Origin of the sequence: Paenibacillus sp. FSL R10-2736 (assembly GCF_038000245.1) — a bacterium.
Taxonomy (GTDB): domain Bacteria; phylum Bacillota; class Bacilli; order Paenibacillales; family Paenibacillaceae; genus Paenibacillus_AQ; species Paenibacillus_AQ phytohabitans.
In genome coordinates, this window is record NZ_JBBOBN010000001.1 from 2,306,359 (window position 1) to 2,328,017 (window position 21,659).

At 53.5% G+C, this 21,659-nt stretch carries 18 protein-coding genes; 17 read left to right on the forward strand and 1 reads right to left on the reverse strand.

All coding sequences use genetic code 11. From position 1 onward, the window contains the following. The first annotated feature begins 44 nt into the window (after window positions 1–44). The 17 genes from NSQ73_RS09640 (at window position 45) to NSQ73_RS09720 (ending at window position 19,087) form a co-directional block, all read left to right on the forward strand. Window positions 45–716, forward strand: coding sequence for an AroM family protein (locus NSQ73_RS09640; protein WP_171716741.1), 672 nt, complete (start codon window positions 45–47; stop codon window positions 714–716). 16 nt (window positions 717–732) lie between these two features. After that, window positions 733–1,677 carry an aminopeptidase gene (locus NSQ73_RS09645; protein ID WP_340986267.1) on the forward strand — a complete coding sequence of 315 codons (945 nt, stop codon included), beginning with the start codon at window positions 733–735 and terminating at the stop codon, window positions 1,675–1,677. Window positions 1,678–1,788: 111 nt separating this feature from the next. Further along, window positions 1,789–2,442, forward strand: coding sequence for an aspartate/glutamate racemase family protein (locus NSQ73_RS09650; RefSeq protein ID WP_340986268.1), 654 nt, complete (start codon window positions 1,789–1,791; stop codon window positions 2,440–2,442). A gap of 1,476 nt (window positions 2,443–3,918) precedes the next feature. Beyond that, window positions 3,919–5,445 (forward strand): PucR family transcriptional regulator, encoded by a 1,527-nt coding sequence (locus tag NSQ73_RS09655; RefSeq protein WP_340989247.1) that lies wholly within the window; start codon window positions 3,919–3,921, stop codon window positions 5,443–5,445. A gap of 254 nt (window positions 5,446–5,699) precedes the next feature. Continuing rightward, the gene (locus NSQ73_RS09660; RefSeq protein WP_171716738.1) at window positions 5,700–6,710 is read left to right on the forward strand and encodes an ABC transporter permease; all 1,011 of its coding nucleotides are present in this window, start codon (window positions 5,700–5,702) and stop codon (window positions 6,708–6,710) included. A 30-nt stretch (window positions 6,711–6,740) separates the two neighbouring features. Continuing rightward, window positions 6,741–7,640: an ABC transporter permease gene (locus NSQ73_RS09665; protein ID WP_039300310.1), complete on the forward strand. Its 900-nt coding sequence runs from the start codon at window positions 6,741–6,743 to the stop codon at window positions 7,638–7,640. A gap of 146 nt (window positions 7,641–7,786) precedes the next feature. Continuing rightward, complete coding sequence (locus NSQ73_RS09670; RefSeq protein ID WP_340986269.1) at window positions 7,787–9,391, forward strand: ABC transporter substrate-binding protein; 1,605 nt, start codon at window positions 7,787–7,789, stop codon at window positions 9,389–9,391. Window positions 9,392–9,511: 120 nt separating this feature from the next. Then, window positions 9,512–10,795 carry a M20 family metallopeptidase gene (locus tag NSQ73_RS09675; RefSeq protein ID WP_039300304.1) on the forward strand — a complete coding sequence of 428 codons (1,284 nt, stop codon included), beginning with the start codon at window positions 9,512–9,514 and terminating at the stop codon, window positions 10,793–10,795. 214 nt (window positions 10,796–11,009) lie between these two features. Next, on the forward strand, window positions 11,010–11,987 hold the full coding sequence (locus tag NSQ73_RS09680) for an ABC transporter ATP-binding protein (RefSeq protein WP_042215690.1): 978 nt from the start codon (window positions 11,010–11,012) through the stop codon (window positions 11,985–11,987). After that, window positions 11,984–12,946: an ABC transporter ATP-binding protein gene (locus NSQ73_RS09685; protein WP_340986270.1), complete on the forward strand. Its 963-nt coding sequence runs from the start codon at window positions 11,984–11,986 to the stop codon at window positions 12,944–12,946. Before NSQ73_RS09680 ends, NSQ73_RS09685 begins: the two co-directional genes overlap by 4 nt. Window positions 12,947–13,219: 273 nt before the next feature. Continuing rightward, on the forward strand, window positions 13,220–14,245 hold the full coding sequence (locus NSQ73_RS09690; RefSeq protein ID WP_340944234.1) for an acyltransferase family protein: 1,026 nt from the start codon (window positions 13,220–13,222) through the stop codon (window positions 14,243–14,245). 99 nt (window positions 14,246–14,344) lie between these two features. After that, on the forward strand, window positions 14,345–14,770 hold the full coding sequence (locus NSQ73_RS09695) for a hypothetical protein (RefSeq protein ID WP_052770050.1): 426 nt from the start codon (window positions 14,345–14,347) through the stop codon (window positions 14,768–14,770). A 140-nt stretch (window positions 14,771–14,910) separates the two neighbouring features. Further along, window positions 14,911–16,143, forward strand: coding sequence for a D-alanyl-D-alanine carboxypeptidase family protein (locus NSQ73_RS09700; protein ID WP_144026039.1), 1,233 nt, complete (start codon window positions 14,911–14,913; stop codon window positions 16,141–16,143). Between the two features lie 185 nt (window positions 16,144–16,328). After that, window positions 16,329–16,682 (forward strand): anti-sigma F factor antagonist, encoded by a 354-nt coding sequence (gene spoIIAA, locus NSQ73_RS09705; RefSeq protein ID WP_036727462.1) that lies wholly within the window; start codon window positions 16,329–16,331, stop codon window positions 16,680–16,682. Continuing rightward, window positions 16,679–17,134, forward strand: coding sequence for an anti-sigma F factor (gene spoIIAB, locus NSQ73_RS09710; protein WP_039300287.1), 456 nt, complete (start codon window positions 16,679–16,681; stop codon window positions 17,132–17,134). Before spoIIAA ends, spoIIAB begins: the two co-directional genes overlap by 4 nt. An 11-nt stretch (window positions 17,135–17,145) precedes the next feature. Continuing rightward, window positions 17,146–17,901, forward strand: coding sequence for an RNA polymerase sporulation sigma factor SigF (sigF, locus tag NSQ73_RS09715; RefSeq protein WP_039300284.1), 756 nt, complete (start codon window positions 17,146–17,148; stop codon window positions 17,899–17,901). A 634-nt stretch (window positions 17,902–18,535) separates the two neighbouring features. Then, entirely contained in the window at window positions 18,536–19,087 is a 552-nt protein-coding gene (locus tag NSQ73_RS09720; RefSeq protein WP_340986271.1) for an RNA 2'-phosphotransferase, read from the forward strand. Between the two features lie 331 nt (window positions 19,088–19,418). Here NSQ73_RS09720 and NSQ73_RS09725 read toward each other — a convergent pair whose 3' ends face one another. Then, window positions 19,419–21,596: a YDG domain-containing protein gene (locus tag NSQ73_RS09725; protein ID WP_340986272.1), complete on the reverse strand. Its 2,178-nt coding sequence runs from the start codon at window positions 21,594–21,596 to the stop codon at window positions 19,419–19,421. Window positions 21,597–21,659 lie beyond the last annotated feature (63 nt).

Consider the following 21,659-nt stretch of genomic DNA (forward strand, 5'->3'; position numbering starts at 1 on the left):
GTTGCCATGATTTCAATCCGTATGGAGAAGCGGGAGGGAGTAAGATGAGTAAAAATATAGGGTTAATCACGATCGGACAAGCTCCCAGGAACGATGTTGCGCCGATTATTGAGAAGTATCTGGAAGGTAAGGCCGGACTGGTTCAGTCCGGGGTGCTTGACGGGTTCACTGCTGATCAGGTACGCGAATTCTATAGTCCTGGTCCTGGGGAGTATGTGCTTACAACCCGTATGGCGGACGGATCAGCTGCGGTGATCTCCCGTGAACGGATAAAGTCAGTTCTGCAGGGGAAGGTTGATGCTATGGAAGCTGCTGGAATTGAGACGATTCTGCTGGCCTGTACCGGTGTTTTTCCGGGACTTCATACGGCCAAGGCCCATCTGATTGAACCGGACCGGATTATCCCTCCGGTCGTAATGGCGATGCTTGACGGACGCAGGCTGGGGCTTATAGGTCCCCTGCCCGAGCAGGAAGAGAGCATGAATGAGAAATTCGCGGGAGCCGGAGCGAGGCTGCCGTTTGCAGCTGCTTCTCCGTATACCGGTACGGAAGCGGATTTCCGAGCGGCTGCTGAGCGTCTGAGGGACCTGGCGGATGTGATTGTGCTTGACTGCATGGGATATGTGGAGCAGCATAGACAGTGGGCGGCCTCCGCAGGAGTGCCTGCCGTGCTGTCCAATGCCCTCATGGGCAAGCTGGTAGCAGAAATGGTGTAACCGGGAGGAAAGTATAATGAGTGAGCAACGAATATTGATCAGCATGAATGTCCTTAAGGACTGTCTGGGGCTTGGCAGCGGTGAATTGCTGGCTGTAGTGGCCGATGACGATAAGCGGGAGCTTGCCGAATCCGTCTATGAAGCAGGGAAGCGGCTCGGGGCGGAATCGATGCTATTGATTATGCAGGCAAGGAGCAAATCCGGCGAGGAGCCGCCGGCTCCGATTGCCGAAGCTATGGCCAAAGCGGATGTAGCAGTATGCATTACGACACATTCGATGACACATACGGCGGCGCGCAAGCAGGCAGCCGCAGCGGGAACGCGGGTGGCGACCATGCCGGGCATGACAGATGACATGTTCAGCCATGGCGCGATCACTGCGGACTATGCGCAGGTGAAGACATTAACGGAGCAGGTAGCTGCGCTGCTGTCTGAGGGAAGCCAGGTTCGTGTGGAGAAGGATGGTCTGAGTCTGAGCTTTTCGATTGAGGGCCGGGATGGCGTGCTGAGCACCGGATTATATCTGAATCCGGGCGAATCGGGTAACCTTCCTTCGGGCGAGGCTTATATTGCGCCGATGGAAGGTACAGCCACCGGCCAGATTAAGGTGGACGGTTCGATTGCAGGTATTGGCGCGCTGAACAGCCCGATGGTGCTGACAGTGGAGCAGGGCCGATTAATTAGTGCAGAAGGCGAGAGCGGTGACAGGCTTCTGGATATGCTAGGTGCCGGTGACGGCAGGCTCCTGGGCGAGTTCGGCATTGGTACAAACAACAAGGCCAGAATTACAGGTGTGGTGCTGGAGGATGAGAAGGTCTACAGGACCATCCATGTCGCTTTTGGCAGCAATAATACGTTCGGCGGGGTTGTAGCGGCTGGCGTTCATATTGATGCTGTAGTTATGAAGCCGGAAGTATATATTGATGATAAGCTGATTATGCGTGCAGGAGAACTGCTCTAGGCTGCGCGGATGCTGTGTTGTTGTCAGGGTTATCGCGGTACGGGATGAAGCAAAAGTATATGGTGAGGATATTCAGAACGCCCAACAATGGCTGACCAGGGGGAGATAAGGATGCTTGGAATTATACGTGTAATTACACTGCAAGAGGAGTCTGCAATTCATTTGCACGGAGAATTGATTGAACACCGGTATGGCCTGCCGGTAATCAGCCGCTGCATTCCGGATCAGCCTCAGGGCGTATACAATGACGAGACCGAAGCGGAGTCAGTGCCGAAGATTATCAGCCTGGCCCGGGAACTGGAGCAGCAGGGCTGTACGGCCATCGGCATCAGCTGTGCCGCAGATCCGGCGCTGCTGGAGGCAAGGATGGCAGTGAACGTACCGGTTCTGGGCGCAGGCTCGTGTGCAGCCCATATGTCGCTGGCATACAGCGATAAGATCGGCGTGCTGACGATTCTGACCGAAGTGCCGCCGCTGATCCGCAGCATTCTCGGCGATGCTTACCTCGGCATGGACCGGCCAGATGGGGTAACGACCACACTTGATTTGGGTACGCCTGCCGGACGGGCAGGCGCACTTGCCGGAGCAGCCCGGCTGGTGGAGCGCGGTGCGGAGGCCATAGTCCTCGCCTGCACCGGGTTTGCCACCATCGGGCTGGCGGCGGAACTGGAACAACAGCTCGGCATCCGTGCGTTTGATCCGATCCTTGCGCTTGGCGCTGCGGTTGCTGCGGCGGCTTCCTTCCCTGGGGGGGTGCGGCGCTGATTGCGCAGTGCAAATCTGCTCTTGGAAGTACGAAGTATAGTAATTCAGGAAATATAGTTAAGCGTTCTTCCGGATGTAGGTCCGGGGAACGTTTTTTTGTGTAGCTGATTTGGCTGGCTGCTATAGCAGGGTGTTTCTGAGCTGCTGCGGGGAGTGGGGAGTGGGGAGTAAGGCAGTGAGGGAGTAAGGGAGTAAGTGAGTAAGTGAGTAAGTGAGTAAGTGAGTAAGTGAGTAAGTGAGTAAGTGAGTAAGTGAGTAAGTGAGTAAGTGAGTAAGGAGTGAGGAAGTAAGGCAGTACGGAAGTGAGGGAGTGAGAAGGTGAGGAAGTAGGAAATGAGAAAGTGAGGGAATGAGAAAGGAGGGAATGAGAAGTGGAAATTGAGAATTGGAAAATGAAAATTGAGTATGGATAGTGGGCAATGAAGAGTATGGAGGTGGAGGTGAGTGGAAAGGTGAAGAGATGAGAAGCAGGAGAGTGCGCAGATTTTTAAGTACATACTGAAATGGACATTCGGGCACTAGACAGAAAGTATAGTAGCAAACATTTTAAGTGGCTCACAGCACCAGAGTCCAAATTAAAGGTATAAATCCCTCTAAATCCGCTGAAAGTGGCTCACATCACCAAATTAAAGGTATAAATCCCTCTAAATCCATCGAAAGTGGCTCACAGCACCAAATTAAAGGTATAAATCCCTCTAATTCCATCGAAAGTGGGTCACAGCACCAAATTAAAGGTATAAATCCCTCTGTTCCGCCCCGATGGAAAGAAGTGGAAATGAGGGGTAAAAGTGCCCTTGATTTCAGCCGAAGGAGGCTAGACGTGGAAATGAGGGGCAAAAGTGCCCTTGATTTCAGCCTGAGGAGGCTAGAAGTGGAAATGAGGGGCAAAAGTGCCCTTGATTTCAGCCTAAGGAGGCTAGAAGTGGAAATGAGGGGCAAAAGTGCTCTTGGTTTCGTCCGAAGGAGCCCGTTAGCACCAAATCAAAGGTACGAATCCCTCTGATATCGCCAGCAGCACCAAATCAAGGTATACCTCCCTCTCATTTCACCAGAAGTGGCCTCCAGCACGGAACGAGTAGCACTAATGCCCCACCCGTCTAATAGCGGCCATTTCTCACCAGCTTCACGCGTACCCCTCATAGAGGCGGGCGTAGCCGTCAGATAAGTTACTTTGTTCAATAGGATATGTTGCGTCCTACTTGTGTCTTATTTGCATATTACTTGCGTACTACTCGCGTCCTATTCACAGTCATCGGATCACCTTGTTAACCAGTGCTTTCCCTCCCACACCTTCGTATAAATCCGAAAAAATATCTTCAATTTTATATATTTTTCCTGTGGCTGGGCGGGAATGTCTGATAAACTATCGGGAATGCGAATGTAAGCTGGTGGCATACGAGTGGCTACGGGTGCATACGGGTGGCATATTTCAGGAAAAATCATGAAATACTGAAGACAGTAGAGGGAGGCAGAATGTTGAATACACGAGGAATTACTCTAAGGGAGCTGATGGAGCTCTCTGTTCTTGGGAAAGCGAAGGTTATTAGCGGCCAGCAGGGGCTGGACCGGGTGGTCCGGTTCGTAGATATTATGGAGGTTCCGGATCTGAAGGGCTGGATCAGTGAAGGCGTCATGCTGCTGACTACGGCGTATTCCATCCGCCATGATCCTTCACTGCTGACGGAGCTGATCTATACGCTCGACAATCTGGGTGCAGCGGCGCTGGCGATTAAGCCGGCCCGCTTCCTGAAGGAAATCCCCCAAGGGGCGATCGAGGCCAGCAATGCCTGCGGTCTGCCGATTGTGGAGATCCCGCCGGAGATTCCGTATACGGATATCACCCAGCCGGTGATGGAGCTGCTGCTCGGACGCCAGGCGATGCTGCTGCGCCGTGCGGAGGAGGTCTACCGCACGCTGACAACAATGGTGCTGGAGAACAGCGGCATTCAGGCGGTCAGCGATAATGTCGCTGATTTTCTGAAAGCGCCGGTTGCCCTTGTTGACACCGACCGGAAGACTATTGTGTCTTCGCCGGCTGATTTCGACTGGTCACAGAGAGAGTCGCCGCTGAACTGGAATATTCACGTGGACCGGCGGACCGTCGCCAGACTGCTGGTGGACAAGGAGCAGCTGGACGATATGGAGGAAGTGGGCATCGAGCAGGCCCGGCTTGTCTTTGCCCTGGAGCTGATGCGCCGCAAGGTTGCCGAGGATACCGAGTTCCGGCTGCGCGGCAACTTCATTGATGAGCTGCTGACTCCGCCACTGCCTTCGCGGCATGAAGTGGAGCGGCGGGCACGCCAGCTCGGGATGAATCCAGAGCATAAGTGGGAGGTTGCTGTAATCGAAGGGGAGACAGCGCCGAGTGAGGAAACGGTGAACCGGCTGCTGGAGCGGGAAGCGAAGAAACGCGGAGTTACCCCTCACGTAGAGTACCGTTCCAGCCGGGCTGTGCTGTTCCTGCCCACGCAGGAGGGCCGTAAATTCACGCCGGGGGGAGATGCACAGGAGCCCTGGGAGAAGACGCTGGAGGGCTGGCTGAAGGACAAAAGTGAAGGCCTCAGCAGCTACAGAAGCGGAATTGGCACCTCGGAATACCTGTGGGACATCCACACCAGCTACAACGAAGCGCGCAAAGCCTTGTCTATCTCCAGAAGGCTCGGACAAGGTACAGGCGGTGTCACCCGCTATGAAGAGATGGAGGTATACCACTTGCTGGAGGGCCTTGGCGGTCCGGGCTTCGAGCGGCTGTTCGGGCGTAAGCTGGGCAAGCTGCTGCAATACGACCAGGAGCATGACAGTAATATGATGCTGACGTTCTATCATTATCTGGAGTGCCGGGGCAGCCTGATTGAGACGGCGAACAGCCTGTACATTCATCGCAACTCGGTCAAATACCGGCTGGAGCGAATCCGCGATATTACCGGCTTCGATTTGAACGATCCGCGCGAGCAGTTCGTCTGCCATTTGTGCCTGATTTACTACTACCTGCAGGAAAAATAGGCGGGACTGGAACTTTTATGGAATTGCATGTTAGGAAAGGTTACATATAGAGGTGTTGATAGTGCACAATCGACAAACGGTTGTGCTTTTTTTTAGCTGAACGGGACGTAGAGTGGTGGTCAAATTCTATGTAGAATTAGCACAACTACTAAAGAGGACAAAGAAACCGCACAGTACCTGACATGGGAAGCGCGTTTCCGTCAACAAGAATGTCACAGCATGGATGGCACAGAAGCCGTAAGGGGGTTGATTCATTGTTTGCTTACACATTAAAAAGACTTGTGCAGATGATTCCAGCCTTGCTAGGTATTATCGTCATCACCTTCATTCTCTCAAGAGTGCTGCCGGGTGACCCGGCGATCATGCTGGCCGGAGAGCAGGCTCCGGAGGAGATTGTGGACAAGATCCGTCAGGATATGGGGCTCGACAAGCCGCTGTATATCCAGTTCTTCACTTACATCGGCCAATTGCTGCAAGGCAATATCGGCTACGCGTATCACACCGGACATACGGTAGCCAGCGATTTAGCTTCGCGGTTCCCGGCCACCATTGAGCTGACCCTGGCCAGCATTCTGATCGCGGTCCTGGTGGCCATTCCCGTCGGGATTGTCGCAGCTACCCGCAAAGAATCGTTTCTGGATCACATTTCACGGGTGTTCTCGCTGATAGGTGCATGCGTGCCGATCTTCTGGCTGGGCCTGATGTTCATTTACGTCTTTTATTCCATCCTCGGCTGGGCTCCGGCACCGATGGGACGGATCAGCGGAGACTTGAATCCGCCGGTGCATATCACCGGGCTGTATGTTCTGGACAGCATCCTCTCAGGCGATACCGCTGCACTCAAAAGCAGCCTCTCGCATCTGCTGCTCCCGGCTATCTGCCTCAGTACCGGCACGATGGCGATCATCGCCCGGATGACCCGTTCCAGCATGCTGGAGGTCGTGGATCAGGACTTCGTCCGCACCGCCCGGGCCAAAGGGCTGCGGGAATCAGCCGTCATCTACAAGCATGCGCTCGTCAATGCACTAATACCAACCTTGACCGTTCTCGGTCTGCAATTCGGCTTTTTGATGGGCGGAGCGGTCATTACGGAAACGATCTTCTCCTGGCCGGGAATCGGCGGCTATGTCACTGACTCCATTCTGGCTGCGGATTATGCGCCGATTCAAGCCTTTACTCTGGTCAGCGCCGTGCTCTACTGCGGAATTAACCTGGCGGTAGACCTGATCTATGGCTTCATTGACCCGAGAATCCGCTATGAATAGAACAGCTTGTGTGAGAGGAGGAGATTGCTTGTGAGCACTGCAGCACATTCAGCACAGGGCAGTCCGGCCAAACCCGCTGCGGCGGCAAAACCCAAAACGTTGTTGTCCCTGCTGCTGCATAACCGTCTGGCTGCCCTGGGGTTAACCTTTATTCTGATCTGGACCGTGGTAGCCATTATTGCACCCTGGCTTGCACCGCATGATCCTTATGTAACGGATATGGCGAACAAACTCCAGGCACCTTCGGGCAGCCACTGGTTCGGAACCGACAACTTCGGGCGTGATATCCTCAGCCGGGTACTGTACGGTGCGCGGATCAGTATCTGGACCGGCCTGATCGCCGTCTCGATTTCCTTTGTCATCGGTGTGCCGCTCGGAGGAATTGCCGCTTACTATGGCGGCCGTACCGGCACCATCATCATGCGGCTGATGGATGTACTATTGTCCTTCCCGTCACTGGTCCTGTCAATGGCGATTGCCGCTTCGATTGGTGCAGGTCTCAGCAGTGCGATGATCGCCGTCGGGATTGTCGGCATCCCGGAATTTGCCCGGCTGATGTTCGGGCAGACCGTATCGCTCCGCGAGAAGGAGTATATAGAAGCAAGCCGGGCGATCGGCGTGAAGAATACAGTCATCCTGTACCGCCACATCCTGCCGAACGCCCTGGCTCCCTTGATGGTTCAGGCTACGCTCGGGATGGGCTTCGCGATCCTGACCGCATCCAGTCTCAGCTTTCTCGGACTTGGCGTCAGACCCCCGATTGCCGAATGGGGAGCGATGATTTCAGAAGGCCGGGAATACATCATTTCCGGGCAATGGTGGCTGGTTACTTTTCCAGGGTTGTCCATTGCCACTTCCATCTTAGGCTTTAACCTGCTCGGAGACGGTTTCCGGGACGTTCTTGATCCGCGGTTGCGCTCGGGTAAATAAGGCGGAGCGGGGGATCACTCCCCCGAAGCTCCGCAGTATCCCGGTAAATATAGATCACAGCTTGCCGGAGCGGTTGCGGCAGGATGATCACAAGCAGCACCAGTATTACCAGTGCAGGCAGGATATAGAAAAGGGAGGAACTACTGATGAAAAGAGTTAAACTATTGTCCACACTCGTCGCTTTTTCAGTCATGCTTGCCGGATGCGCCAGCAGCGCCAATCCGCAGACACCTGCTGCTACTACAGCAGCTTCAGGAACTACAGGGACGGCTGCTCCTGCTGCCAAGTCAAATCTGACGGTTGCTTATTCCGAGGGCGGCACTACGCTCGACCCTGCAGAAGCTAACGATCTGACCTCCGATACACTCGTGCTTGCCGCTTATGATCAGCTGGTCACCTACGGCATCAAAACCGAAAATGGCGCAAGCATCGCCAACACCGAAGACATTCAGCCCATGCTGGCAGAGAGCTGGGAAGTGAACGCCGACAACACGGTGTACACCTTCAAGCTGAAATCCGGCGTGAGCTTCCAGAGCGGCAATCCGGTGGATGCCGAGTCGGTTGCGTACTCTTTTGACCGTGTGGCTAAATCAAGCTCCGGCAGCTTCCTCTATGGAATGGCGAATATCAAGTCCGTTGCGGTCAAAGACGCTTCCACCGTTGAAGTTACACTGACTAATGCCAATCATAATTTCCTGCAGATTCTTGCTATGTACACCTTCTCTATCGTGGACCAAAAGACTGTAGAAGCGCAGGGCGCAGACTACCTCAAAACGAATGCTGCCGGTTCCGGCCCGTTCACGCTTGAGAAGTGGGACCCGGCGACCGAAGCTGTCTTCACCGCTAATGAGAGCTACTGGGAGGGTGCGCCTAACCTCAGCAAAGTAACCCTGAAATTCACCAAAGAAGCCTCTAACCGCGTACTGCTGCTGGATAAGGGTGATGTAGATATGGCGATTGAGATTCCTCCGAAGGATGTTGCCTCCCTGCAGAGCAACACAGATCTGACCGTCGCCTCCAATGCGAGCAACCGGATTCTGTTCTTCGCAATGAACAACAAGGTGAAACCTTTTGACAATGTAAAAGTCCGTCAGGCGATCAACTATGCGATTCCTTATGATGAGCTGCTGAGCGGGGTAATGTACGGCCAGGCCAAGCAGATGAAGAGCTCTGTGGCGAGCAACACGCCGGGCTTCACCGATGCAGGCTACGTATACGAGCACAACCTGGATAAAGCTAAAGAGCTGCTGACAGAGGCCGGCTATCCGGACGGATTCACCTTTGACTTCACGCTTGGTTCCGGGTTCGATGACTGGGAGGATGATGCGGTCCTGATTCAGGCGGAGCTGGCCAAAATCGGTGTAACCATGAACATCAACAAGCTGGCCCGCGCCCAGTTCCTGGAGCAGCAGAAGACCAATAATCTCACCTCTTACATCTCCAAATGGACATCATTCGTCAATGATCCAGGCTATCACCTCGGCTTCCTGCTGTACGGCAAAGGCTCTTCCAACTACATCAACTATTCGAATGCTGAAGTAGACAAGCTGTGGGATGAGGCGAACTTGGAGACAGACACTGCAAAACGGACGGCACTCTATGAGCAGGCACAGGAAATCATTACGACCGAAGCGCCTTGGGCTTATCTGTACGAGTACAACCGTATTGTCGGCATGAGCAACAAGATCAGCGGCTACGCCTTCTATCCGGATGAAGTTATCCGTTTCTATCCGCTATCGATTACAGAATAAGCAGGTTTGGCTAAAAGAGAGCGGACGGGCCATTGGCTTTGTCCCTCTTTTTATCAAATTCATAAAGCCCCACGCCAGCCGCAGGGAAGGCAGCGGGGAATGCAAAGGAGAACTTCAACCATGACTGACTGGAAAAGCAAAGTGCTGGAGGCGATTGATGCAGAGCAGGATCAGCTGCTGGAGCTGTGCTCACAGCTCATCCGCTTCCCCTCGGAGAATCCGCCGGGAGATTCGCGCGAGATCAGCGCTTTTATCATTGATTATTTGAAGCAGGCCGGCATTGATACAAGTATCCATCCGGCAACCGATACGATGCTGAATCTGGTATCTACACTGGGTACAGGGGCTGAACAGCCGTCCGGCAAAAACCTGATCTTCTGCGGACATACGGATGTCGTGCCTGCCGGAGACCGCACGCGCTGGGATTTCGATCCGTTCTGCGGCGATATCGTTGACGGCTATCTGCTGGGCAGAGGGGCTTCCGATATGAAGGCAGGCCTGGCCGGGCTGATCTATGTGACAGCGCTGCTGTCGAAGCTAGGCGTTCCGCTCAAAGGCGACCTGTCCCTCCTGATCGTGCCGGATGAAGAAACCGGCGGCCATCTGGGTGTGCCTTGGGTGCTGGAACGCGGCTTGATCAGCGGAACGGCAGCAGTTATCGCCGAGCCGTCAGGCCCGCTGAACCCGACGATCGGGCAAAAGGGCAGCTGCTGGTTCGAATTCACCGTCGAAGGCACGCCGGGCCACGGCAGCCTGTCGCCGGTCGTCGGCGACAGCGCGATTGTCAAAGCGGCCAAGGGCATCGAGGCCCTGCAGCGTCTGTGGGATATCAAAGTCGATATTCCCGATGAAGTGAAGGAGATTATCCGCATCTCGCAGGATTATGTGAAGGAGCGCGAACAGGACGGCTCGATCGCCTATCAGGTATTCGATCATGTGACGGTGAATATCGGAACGATCCAGGGCGGAACCAAGGTTAACGTGGTGGCGGACCGCTGCACGATCCAGGTCGATTCCCGTGTACCGTTCGGCGTAGACTACCGCGATGTGCTTGACCGTGCTCGTTCCCTGCTGCTGGAGGCAGGCATTGAGTCTGAGGTGAAGGGCTTCGGCTTCCAGGGCAATGCCAACTGGACCTCGAATGAGGAGCCGGTGGTTAGCGATCTGGTAGAGAGCATCTGTGAAGTCAGCGGAGAAGAAGCTTACGGGGTGCTGCAATGGGCATCCAGTGATGCCCGCCATTTCCGGACGCATAACATTCCTGTACTGCAATACGGCCCGGCCGAGCTGTCAACGATTCATAACTTTAACGAGAAGGCACCGGTCTGGCAGATCATTCAATGCGCGAAAGTATATGCCCTGACGGCACTTAAATATCTGGGCGTGGAAGATACAGAGAACTGATTTACACACTAAAGAGATCAACGAAAAGCGAAAAGAAACGGAGGGGAAATTTGGAACTGTAGGAGCGATAGCGACCGCCTTTGTCACCGGATTTCCACCGCGAACAGCGGATTGGATAAAGAAATCTGGGGACAACAGCGGCCGGAAGTCCAAATGTTCACCGCAGTGACGACTATGCTTCAAGTTCAAATCTTAAGTTAGAGGAGGGGCAATCATGACAGAACTGCTGGAAGTATCAGGGCTATGCACCGAATTTCAGACAGCGGCAGGCACGATCCGCGCGGTGGACGGCATCAGTCTGTCAGTGCGCAAAGGGGAGACACTGGGGATTGTCGGCGAATCCGGCTGCGGCAAAAGCATCACTTCACTGTCAATTATGCAGCTTCTGCCCAAGCGGATTAGCCGGATCGCCTCCGGCCACATCAGGTTTGAAGGCAAGGATATGCTGGAGATGTCGATGAAGGAGGTGCGGGGCATCCGGGGCAACCGGATTGCGATGATTTTTCAGGAGCCGATGACCTCGCTGAATCCGGTATTTAAGATCGGCCGCCAGATTTCAGAATCTGCGCGCTACCATCTGAAGCTGAGCAAGAAGGAAGCGGCGGAGCGGGCGGTAGAGATGCTGCGCAAGGTTGGGATTCCCCGGCCGGAAAAGATCGCGCAGCAGTATGCCCATCAGCTCTCCGGAGGCATGCGCCAGCGGGTGATGATCGCAATGGCGATGGTCTGCAATCCCCAGCTGCTGATCGCCGATGAGCCTACAACGGCACTGGACGTAACCATCCAGGCACAGATTCTTGATCTGATGCGCGAGCTGCAGGAGAAGGAGGGCATGTCCATTCTGATGATCACGCATGATCTCGGCGTAGTCGCTGAGATGTGTGACCGGGTCGTCATTATGTATGCCGGGCAGATCGTGGAGGAGACGGATGTTGCTACCTTGTACAGCAATCCGCTGCATCCGTATACCCGGGGGCTGCTGGCTTCTCTGCCTCAGCTTGCGGGTGATGAGGACCGGCTGAGCTCCATCCCGGGCCAGGTGCCGAATCCGGCTAATCTGCCGTCCGGGTGCCGGTTCGCACCGCGCTGTCCGGTGGCTGTAGAGCGATGTAGCGAGAAGCTTCCGGAGCTGCTTGAGGTGCAGCCGGGCCACACATGCCGCTGTATCCTGCAGCAGGAGGGAGTCATATGAGCACAATCCTTGAAGTCCGCAACCTGAAGAAGCATTATCCGATCCGCAAAGGCTTCTTCTCCAAGCAGGTCGGCGCTGTAAAAGCAGTAGACGGCATTACGTTATCCGTCCGGCAGGGGGAGACGCTTGCGGTGGTCGGTGAATCCGGCTGCGGCAAATCGACCACCGGCCGGGCAATCCTGCGGCTGATTGAGCCGACGGAAGGCGAGATTATGTTTAACGGCACCGATGTGCGCGCTCTGAATACCGAACAGCTGCGCAGGTTCCGTACCGATATGCAAATGGTGTTCCAGGACCCTTATGCTTCACTCGACCCGCGCTGGACCGTCCAGCGTATACTGGAGGAGCCGCTCCGTACACACGAGTCCGCTCCGGCCAGTGAGCTCAAAAGCCGGGTAGAGCAGCTGATGGAGGTGGTGGGCTTGTCCCCCTATCAAGCCCACCGCTTTCCCCATGAATTCTCCGGCGGCCAGCGGCAGCGGATCGGGATTGCCCGGGCGCTTGCACTGAATCCGAAGTTCATTGTCTGTGACGAGCCGGTATCTGCACTGGATGTCTCCATCCAGGCCCAGGTGCTGAATCTGATGCAGGATCTGCAGGAGCAATACGGCCTTACCTATATGTTCATTTCCCATGACCTGTCCGTTGTGAAATTTATCAGTGACCGTGTGGCAGTGATGTACCTCGGACGGATCGTTGAGCTGGCACCGACCAAGTCACTGTTCGCGAAGGCGCTGCATCCGTATACGCAGGCGCTGATGTCGGCAGTCCCGGTGCCGAGTCCGGGAGTGAAGAAGCAGCGGATTGTCCTGACCGGTGACGTTCCGAATCCGGAGACACCCCCGAGCGGCTGCGCCTTCCATCCGCGTTGTCCTTACGCCATGGACCGCTGCAAGAGTGAGGCTCCGGACCTGCGTGAGCTGGACTCGGGCCATCAGGTCTCGTGCCATTTGTATTAATGCATATAAAGTAAAGTCAAGGGCCATCCGGCAGCGGGTGGCCCTTGCTGTGCGCGGGTGTGTGTCAGACTTTAGCCCTAGTATTGCAAGCCGAAACAGATTCGGGTGTTATCTAGGAGCAGCGCCTTATTTTATGCGTTGTTCATCCGTTGTTAAGTGCTGTTCTTTTCAGAAATATCACTGAAATTCTTCATTTAAAATTGAAATAAATCATGAACCAACCTATAATTATAATTAAATAACAACTGAAATGGGAGGAGATGGAAGGGAAAAGTGGAAAAAAGACGTGAATTATGGATTGATGCGGCCAAGGGCTTCAGTATTATTTTTGTAGTCATGGGCCATTCCGGTGATGCGGCAGCGAATCATTATCTGTCCTGGTTCCGGATGCCGTTGTTCTTCCTGCTTAGCGGGCTGGTGTTTAAACCGGTCGATCCCGGGCGTTATCGGGGCTGGGCTGCGAGACGGACCAAGGGGCTGATGACTCCCTATTTTGCCTACGGCCTCCTGATTGCAGGGGTACTGCTGCTGTTCAGCTTCAATATTAGAGGGTTTGCCGAAAATATAGCGAGGCTGCTCTACGGGGGGCTGTCGCTGACCGGTCCTTACGGGGTGTTCTGGTTCATCACCTGCCTGCTGTTTACGCAATTGCTCTTTGGATACATCGTCAGATATTCCCGCCGAACCCAATTTCTTCTGATCACCTCCGCCTACCTGGTCTCCCATTTGATCTCCCTGACCGCGCTTAAGAACTTCAATCTTCCCTGGAACATCGATGTTGCACTGCTTGCTGTTACGTATTATGCGATCGGGTTCTATGGCAAACAAGCCATACCTGCGCTAATCAGCCGCTATTCGGCCTTGCTGGTACTGCTGCCTTTGTCTGCACTTGTGCTGCTGCTGGAACGGACTGGCGTCATTCATTACAGTCTGAATATGAAATACAAAGAGTATGAGTCGCTGCTGCTGGATCTGGCGGTTCCGCTGCTGATTTCTTTGACGATCTGCGCGGCGGTCTACCAGCTTGCAAGACTGCTTCCGCTGGGCTGGATGGGCAGCCTTGGACGGAATACCATTACCATTATGTATTTGCATCTGCCTTTGAATTACAGCCTTAAATATCTGCTTGGTGCGGATTACGGGCTGGTACCCTTCACTTTGATTGGGGTCATTGTGCCGCTGCTTGCCGCCAAGTGGGCTGTGCGCTACCCGGTATTATCGAGATTCTATCTGGGAAAAGCAGGCGTTCCTCCGGCTAAGCGGACAGGCAAGGCAGCATCTGTCTCTAGTAACGGGTGAATCTGCCGGATAAATAGGCAATGGTATTAATAGAAGTGCACAAGCTCTTTTTCATAATGTTCATATACTTTAATAGAACATGAAAAGGAGTGATACAGCATGGTCAAAACGCTTTTGGACTATAATGCATCCGTAGTTACGCCGATTACGAACGGGGTCGCCATTCCGGTCCCCATCTCTCCGGCCGGTGTGCAGATTGCCGGAACGTCGGTATATATTGATCCCGCAGTTCCGGCCCATTTCCCGAACAAAGTAGAGCTCAAAGCAACGATCGGCGTAAATGTTACGCTGGATACCCCGAATATCCTGGTGCGCATCTGGCGTGCAGGCTTCGAAATCTTTTATGCACGGGCAGAGTACGAGGATTTCTTCAATGATGACGGCATTATCTCGCTGCATATGGTAGATATTAACGTCCCGGCTGGTGTCCAGAACTATCAGCTGATTGTTGAGAATCAGGATGCCAACTCTACGGCTGTTGTGGTTGGACCTGTTATTTTCAGCGCAATGGCCATCGGAGGCTAACGATTCATAGACAATTAAGAGGCGCTTCTCTCAAGTATCTGCGAGGATACCGGGGGAAGCTTCTTTTTTTGTACCTAAAATGGAATAATTTCCTGCCTTTTTGACGAAACTGGAACACAGTACCTGTGAAATGAAGGTTAATGTTCAGGAGGGGAACCATTGTGAGAAAAATTCGTTATGTAACGCTTGCGCTGTGCATCGCTGTTTCGGTTCTGGGAGGGGCTTCCGGCGCTTTTGCCGAAGAAAAAGCCAAAGGTACTGCCAATACCGGCAATACCGGAAGTACTGCGGCCGCTGACCTCGCACCGGGGGCGCGCTCTGCCATTCTCATGGATGCCAGTACAGGCACGATCATCTACGAGAAGAACAGCCATGACAAGCTGCCGCCGGCCAGTATTACCAAAATAATGACCATGCTGCTGACCGTGGAGGCGCTGGATGAAGGCAGGCTGCAGCTGACCGACAAAGTTCGGACCAGTGAGTATGCTGCATCGATGGGCGGTTCACAGATTTTTCTGGAGCCGGGTGAGGAAATGACGGTGGATGAAATGCTGAAGGGCATCGCGATGGCTTCCGGCAATGACGCTTCTGTAGCTATGGCGGAGAAAATCGCCGGCTCGGAGAGCGCTTTTGTCGATCTGATGAACCAGAAAGCTGAAGCCTTGGGCCTGAAAGATACCCACTTTGCCAACTGCAATGGACTGCCGGCTGCGAATCATTATTCATCCGCGCATGACATCGCCGTAATCAGCCAGGAGTTGCTGAAGCATGAGCGGATTATTAAGTACACCGGCTCCTATCAGGATTACCTGCGCAAGGATTCGGCCAAGCCGTTCTGGCTGGTCAATACGAACAAGCTGGTGCGTTTCTATACAGGCGCTGACGGCCTGAAGACGGGGTATACGGCTGAAGCGAAGTTCTGCCTGTCCGCAACCGCGGCCAGAGACGGACTGCGCGCTGTCGCGGTTGTACTGGGTGAGCCGAACACCAAAACACGCAACAGCGAAGTGTCGGCGATGTTCGATTACCTCTTTTCCCAATATAAGCTGCATACGATTCACAAGGCGGGGGACCCCATCGGCACAGTGAAGATTGAGAAGGGCGTGAAGAGAGAGCTGCCGCTGACGGCGAAGGAAACTTACAGTGTATTACTCAAAAAAGGAATTACCCAGGAGGGTATCCGGCATGAGCTGGTGCTGGAAGAACACTTGAAGGCTCCTGTGGCCGCAGATCAGACTGTCGGCAAGCTGGTCGTATACCAGGGGACTGACGTGCTGAAGGAATATGAGCTGAAAGCAGGCGAAGCTGTAGCCAAGGCAGGCTGGTGGAAGCTGTTCAAGCGTACAACGGGGTCGCTTTTTACGATTGATTAGAGCTAGCGATTAATTTCTTGTATTTTGTAGATTAGTCCCATGCTTTATGTAAGTTCTTAGGGGTTTTCTTCTAGTTTTGTCGTGAGGCAGGAATCCTCAATTGCGGTGTAGAAAACCTTGTCCTTGTAGGGGAAAGAAAGTAGTACAGGGCGGTTGTCCAAGCAACGAAGAGGAGAGTGGCAAGGATGAATTCTCATGTGGAGATGGAGCATCACCGGGGTGTACTGATCGTCCGTTTGTCTGGCGAACTGGATCATCACGCAGCCGATTATGTACGTATGGATATGGATGAAGCGATTATGCGGGGCCAGGTAGAGCATCTGATTCTCAGCCTGAAAGAGCTGCAGTTCATGGATAGCTCAGGCCTCGGAGTCATTCTGGGAAGGTACAAGCTGATCCGCAGCAAGGGCGGCAAGATGGCAGTCTGCGATGCCACCGCACCCGTGAAGCGCCTGCTGGAAATGTCGGGCCTGTTCAAGATCATGCCCCTATATGACGACGAGAGCGCTGCACTCTCGGATTTGGAGGTTGCGTTATGACAAATAGTGAAGCTCGTAACTTCATGAGCGTCCAGTTTGCCGCACTGTCGGAGAATGAATCATTCGCACGTGTGGTAGTGGCGGCTTTTGTCTCCAGGCTCGATCCGACCATGGAGGAGCTGAATGACCTGAAGACGGTTGTGTCGGAGGCGGTCACCAACTGCATTATCCACGGGTACGACAGTGATCCTGCCGGAGTGGTCAGCATCTCCGCTTCCATTGATGTTGAGACTGTGCATTTGACGATTGAAGATCAGGGTAGAGGCATTGAGGATTTGGAGCTGGCCCAGCAGCCGCTGTATACCTCCAAGCCGGAGCTGGAGCGGTCGGGCATGGGTTTTACCATTATGGAGAATTTCATGGATGAATTCGAAGTTACCAGTGAACCGGGACGCGGCACATCCATTTCAATGAAGAAAACCATCGTCTCGAAAAAAGCTTTATACAATTAGGGGTTGGAGCCATGGATGCAGAGTCAAAAAAAGCTCCGCCGACCTATTTGGACGATGCGGAGGTCAAACGTCTAATCGCGCTCAGTCAAGCCGGGGATAATACGGCCCGCGACACGCTGGTCAATTGCAATATCCGCCTCGTCTGGTCGGTGGTGCAGCGGTTTATGAACCGTGGATATGAACCGGATGATTTATTCCAGATCGGCTGTATCGGACTTCTGAAGTCCGTTGATAAATTCGACCTCAGCTATGAGGTCAAGTTCTCCACCTATGCGGTGCCGATGATTATCGGCGAGATCCAGCGGTTCCTCCGCGATGACGGCACACTCAAGGTCAGCCGTTCACTCAAGGAAATGGCCAATAAGGTGCGTAAGATGAAGGATGAAATGTCCAAAACGCTCGACCGCCTGCCGACCATCGGCGAAGTGGCGGAGGCGCTGGGCGTGACGCCCGAAGAAATCGTCTTCGCCCAGGAAGCCAACAAGCCGCCGACTTCGATCCATGAGACGGTCTTCGAGAACGACGGCGATCCGATCACTCTGATCGACCAGATCGCCGACGAGTCGCAGGAGCGCTGGTTCGACAAGCTTGCCTTGAATGAGGCCATCGGCGCCTTAACCGAGCGCGAGCGCCTGATTGTCTACCTGCGCTACTACCGCGACCAGACCCAGTCCGAAGTCGCCAGCCGCCTCGGCATTTCGCAGGTTCAGGTGTCGAGGCTGGAGAAGAAGATTCTCGCGAACATCCGCGAGCAGATCGCGCAGTAGGCCGGAATCAAGGGTTCAGCAGCGATGCAGCAGTCAAACAGTCCCGCCGTTGGCGTTAACCGCCAGGATGGCCGGACTGGCAGTACAGTTGAGCATGAATCAGGTATGAGGATGTACAGTGACGGGTGCAGGACGGCCGCCTCGGGAGGGGCGGCTTTTTGCTGCGGACAGGACTGACCAAGACAAAGGAACCGCCGCCGCTTATGTTGCCATTGTAGCACCACCACCGCTACGTTCGCCTTTGCTCCACCGCCACCGCCAGTCATTCTCGCCGCTGATGTCACGGCTGCCACAACAGTCACTGCCACGGCTAATGTAACTGTCCCTGTTCCGCTGATGTCACAGCCATCTCTCTATTAAGCCGCCCCCGTCATCAATATCAGCTAACTTCTGCCTCCACCGCCCAAAATGTTGGCTAGAGCTACTTGCTTACAGCAGACATAACGGATTCTGAGTCCGCGTGCTCCGCAAATCTGCCTGATTAGCTGAAATAGCGGAATTTCAGTCCTCCTCGCCGGATGAAGGATCACATATGGCCATGCGTATTATTATGTTGGCAGCGTTACATATGATAAACTCATAATCATATATGTTACTTTGACGCCTATGAGGCGTTTTGGTAAGGAGGTTTGATATGGATTATTCGAAGCTCAGCAAAGAGGTTTCATATGCACTGCGTCACGCGCCTTGGGAGTATGAACTGGAATTAGATGACGAGGGCTTTGTAGAGATGGAGCAGCTATTAAATGCATTGCACCTTGAGCAACAATGGAATTCAGTAACTGCAGATGATCTGGCTAAGATGATAGAGGTATCGGCTAAACAGCGGCATGAGATTGTGGAGGGCAGGATAAGGGCGCTATATGGTCACTCTGTGCCTCAAAAGATAATTAAGCAGAATGAAACCCCACCCCCCGTTCTGTACCATGGGACAGCCAGGCAATGGGTGGAGACGATTCTGGCGGATGGGCTTAAACCAATGAAGAGACAGTATGTTCATTTCTCGGTGGATACCGAAACAGCAAAGCTGGTTGGAGGCCGGAAAGATTCCAATCCTGTGATCTTAACAATCGACGCCGGGAAGGCAGCTAACGAAGGAATCAAGTTTTATCACGGCAATCATAATATCTGGTTAGCGGACTACATTCCGCCTGAATTCATCGATAGTTGTAGAATGTACAATTAAAAACAGCGAAAAGGGATACTTGCATCAAATAACTGTAATCTGTACAACTAAATCTGCCCGAATAGGTGATAAGCAATCTACACAGGCAGTTTAATTGTACGAAATACAACTAAACGAAGAATCGGTTGTAAATCAGACAATTTAGTTGTACAGAGTGCAATTAAGTAAGCATATACCATACTCCCAACTCCCAGGCATATACCGTAATTGGGTCACTGCAAACCATCGGGCAAGCGATTTACTACTCCCAACATCAAAAAGCGCCCCAACCAGCCTGTTCACGGCTCGCGGGACGCTTTTATCTTTTAACAAGTGTTCATAATATCTCTGCCTAAGGCGCTACAATCACACCTGTGGAAATCATATAATTCTCTGGTGCAAAATAGTTCGCGGCATCGTCCCCAGATAGAGTGTAGACTACGGTGATGATTTTGCCGCTGCCCACAGTAGCGTCGCTATAGGCAGCCGTTGCGCTGACCGTTACATCATCTCCCGGAAGGACTCCAATCAGAGTGCCTGGAGTGACTTGCGCTGATAGCGTTCCGTCATAGAGCTTGGACTCCGTGATGGCTGGCGGGGTAATGTCTAACTGCAAGGCGGTGATAATCCCCGTGCTTATGGTGTAGCTAACAGGCGGGAGATAATTGCCAGCGTCTGGACCTGTCAAAATGTACGAAATAGTTATGATTTTATTCGTACCCACGTTGACATCGCTGTATTCACCAATACCTTCTACTGTGACGATATCACCAGGTTCGATTCCGGTCACAGCACCAGCAACCACTACCGCCGCAGTAGTTCCATCATAGACTCTGGAGCGTGTGATCTGATCCCGGTCAATTTCACCTGTGTTCACGACGTAGTTCGCAGGTGCAATATAATTTCCGGCATCTGGTCCGCTGAGTGTATAGACTACAGTTATGGTTTTGTTCGTACCTACTGCAGAGGTATCATAATTGGCAACAGCGATCACACTGACATCTTCCCCGGGGATTACTCCAATGAGCTGACCAGGGGTCACAGCTGCTGTGGTTGTTCCGTCCTTGAACTTCGCCAATGTCAGTTCCGGGGCACCGAGAGTCAATTGATTCAGCGAGATAATTCCCGTATGGACGGTGTATGGGGCTGGAGCAATATAGCTGGCTGCCTGGGCTCCGCTTATGGTATAGACAACAGTTATAGTCTTGTTAACCCCAAGCGCCGCGCTGCTGTAAGAAGCGGAGGCATGCACTTCCACTACATCACCGCCCAGCACGCCGATCAGCGGACTTGCTGTTACTGCTGCTGTGGCGGTGCCATCATAGGTTTTGGATTCCGTCAGTGAGGCCGGAGCATCCAGGGTCAACTCAATGGCTTTAACCTCAATAAGGCTCGAAGGAACCGAAATATTGCCGGCGCCATCTACAGCATACACAACATAATGATCTGCAGGCAGACCCTGCGTGTTCAGCGGGGAGTAGACAGAGGCGCTTACCGCCAGCTTTGTCCCGTGCGCAGCTTGGACGGAATCTTCCAGACCCGCAGGGGTCACTGCTACAGAGGAAGGAACCAGATACAAATAACCCGCTTCGTTACTTGTCCCGTATACATTCTCTCCTACAGTAACCGCTCCAAGAGTTACACCTGTTAGGATCGGGGCTGTCGTATCTGCCGGATCGGGAGTCGCAGCCGGAGTCGCTGTAGGTTCTGGTGTTGCTGTAGCTTCCGGTTCTGGCGCTGCTGTAGGTGTGGAGACAGGTTCAGGTGTGGCCGTTGGAACAGAAGGAATATCGGGGTTCCGGACAGGTGAAGGTGTAGCAGTCGGTGAAGCGGTTGGACTGGCTGCCGGTGAGGCAGTTGCCGAAGGGGTGACCGTGCCGGTATTATCCGGTGTATTGGCCGGAGCAGCCTCAATGGCCTTGGTCCGTGTTAAGGACACTACTGCTTCCGCGCGTGTAATATCCCTGCCGGGCTTGAAGCTGTTATCTTCGGAATACCCTTTCATGATTCCTGCAGAGGCTACTGCATTAACCGAGCCGAGAGCCCAGGCGGCAATATCCTTGGAATCGCTGAAAAGAGCGCTGGTCCGGGCTGCATCCAGCTTCAATAACCGGTTGATGATCACTGCGGCTTCCTGTCTGCTGATGGTCTTGCCTGTACCGATGGTGCCATCTGAATACCCGGTGATATATCCTGCTTTGACTGCTTTGGCAACCTCAGCGTAGGCCCAGTTGCTTGAAGACAGATCCGTATAAGAGACAGCCACCGTTTCAGTGAAGCCAAACGCTCGATTAATCAGCGCCATGAATTCGGTTCTTTTCAGACTGTTATCCGGCTTGAAGCTGCCGTCGGTGTATCCCTGAATGAACCCTTTTTCAACCCAGTCCGTCACTTCGTTCTGAGCCCAGTGGCCTGTGATGCCTGTTAATGAAGGTACTGCCGCGCCAAAAGCTGTTCCAGCCGAAGAAGAATAAAGTGCGGTAACTATCATTAGTGTGGAGAGAAGAAGCCTGCCGGGTTTAGGGGTCAATGTTATGCCTCCTGAAATTTGTATTGTCTCCGATGAATAGGCGAGTGTTATCGCTTGAATATC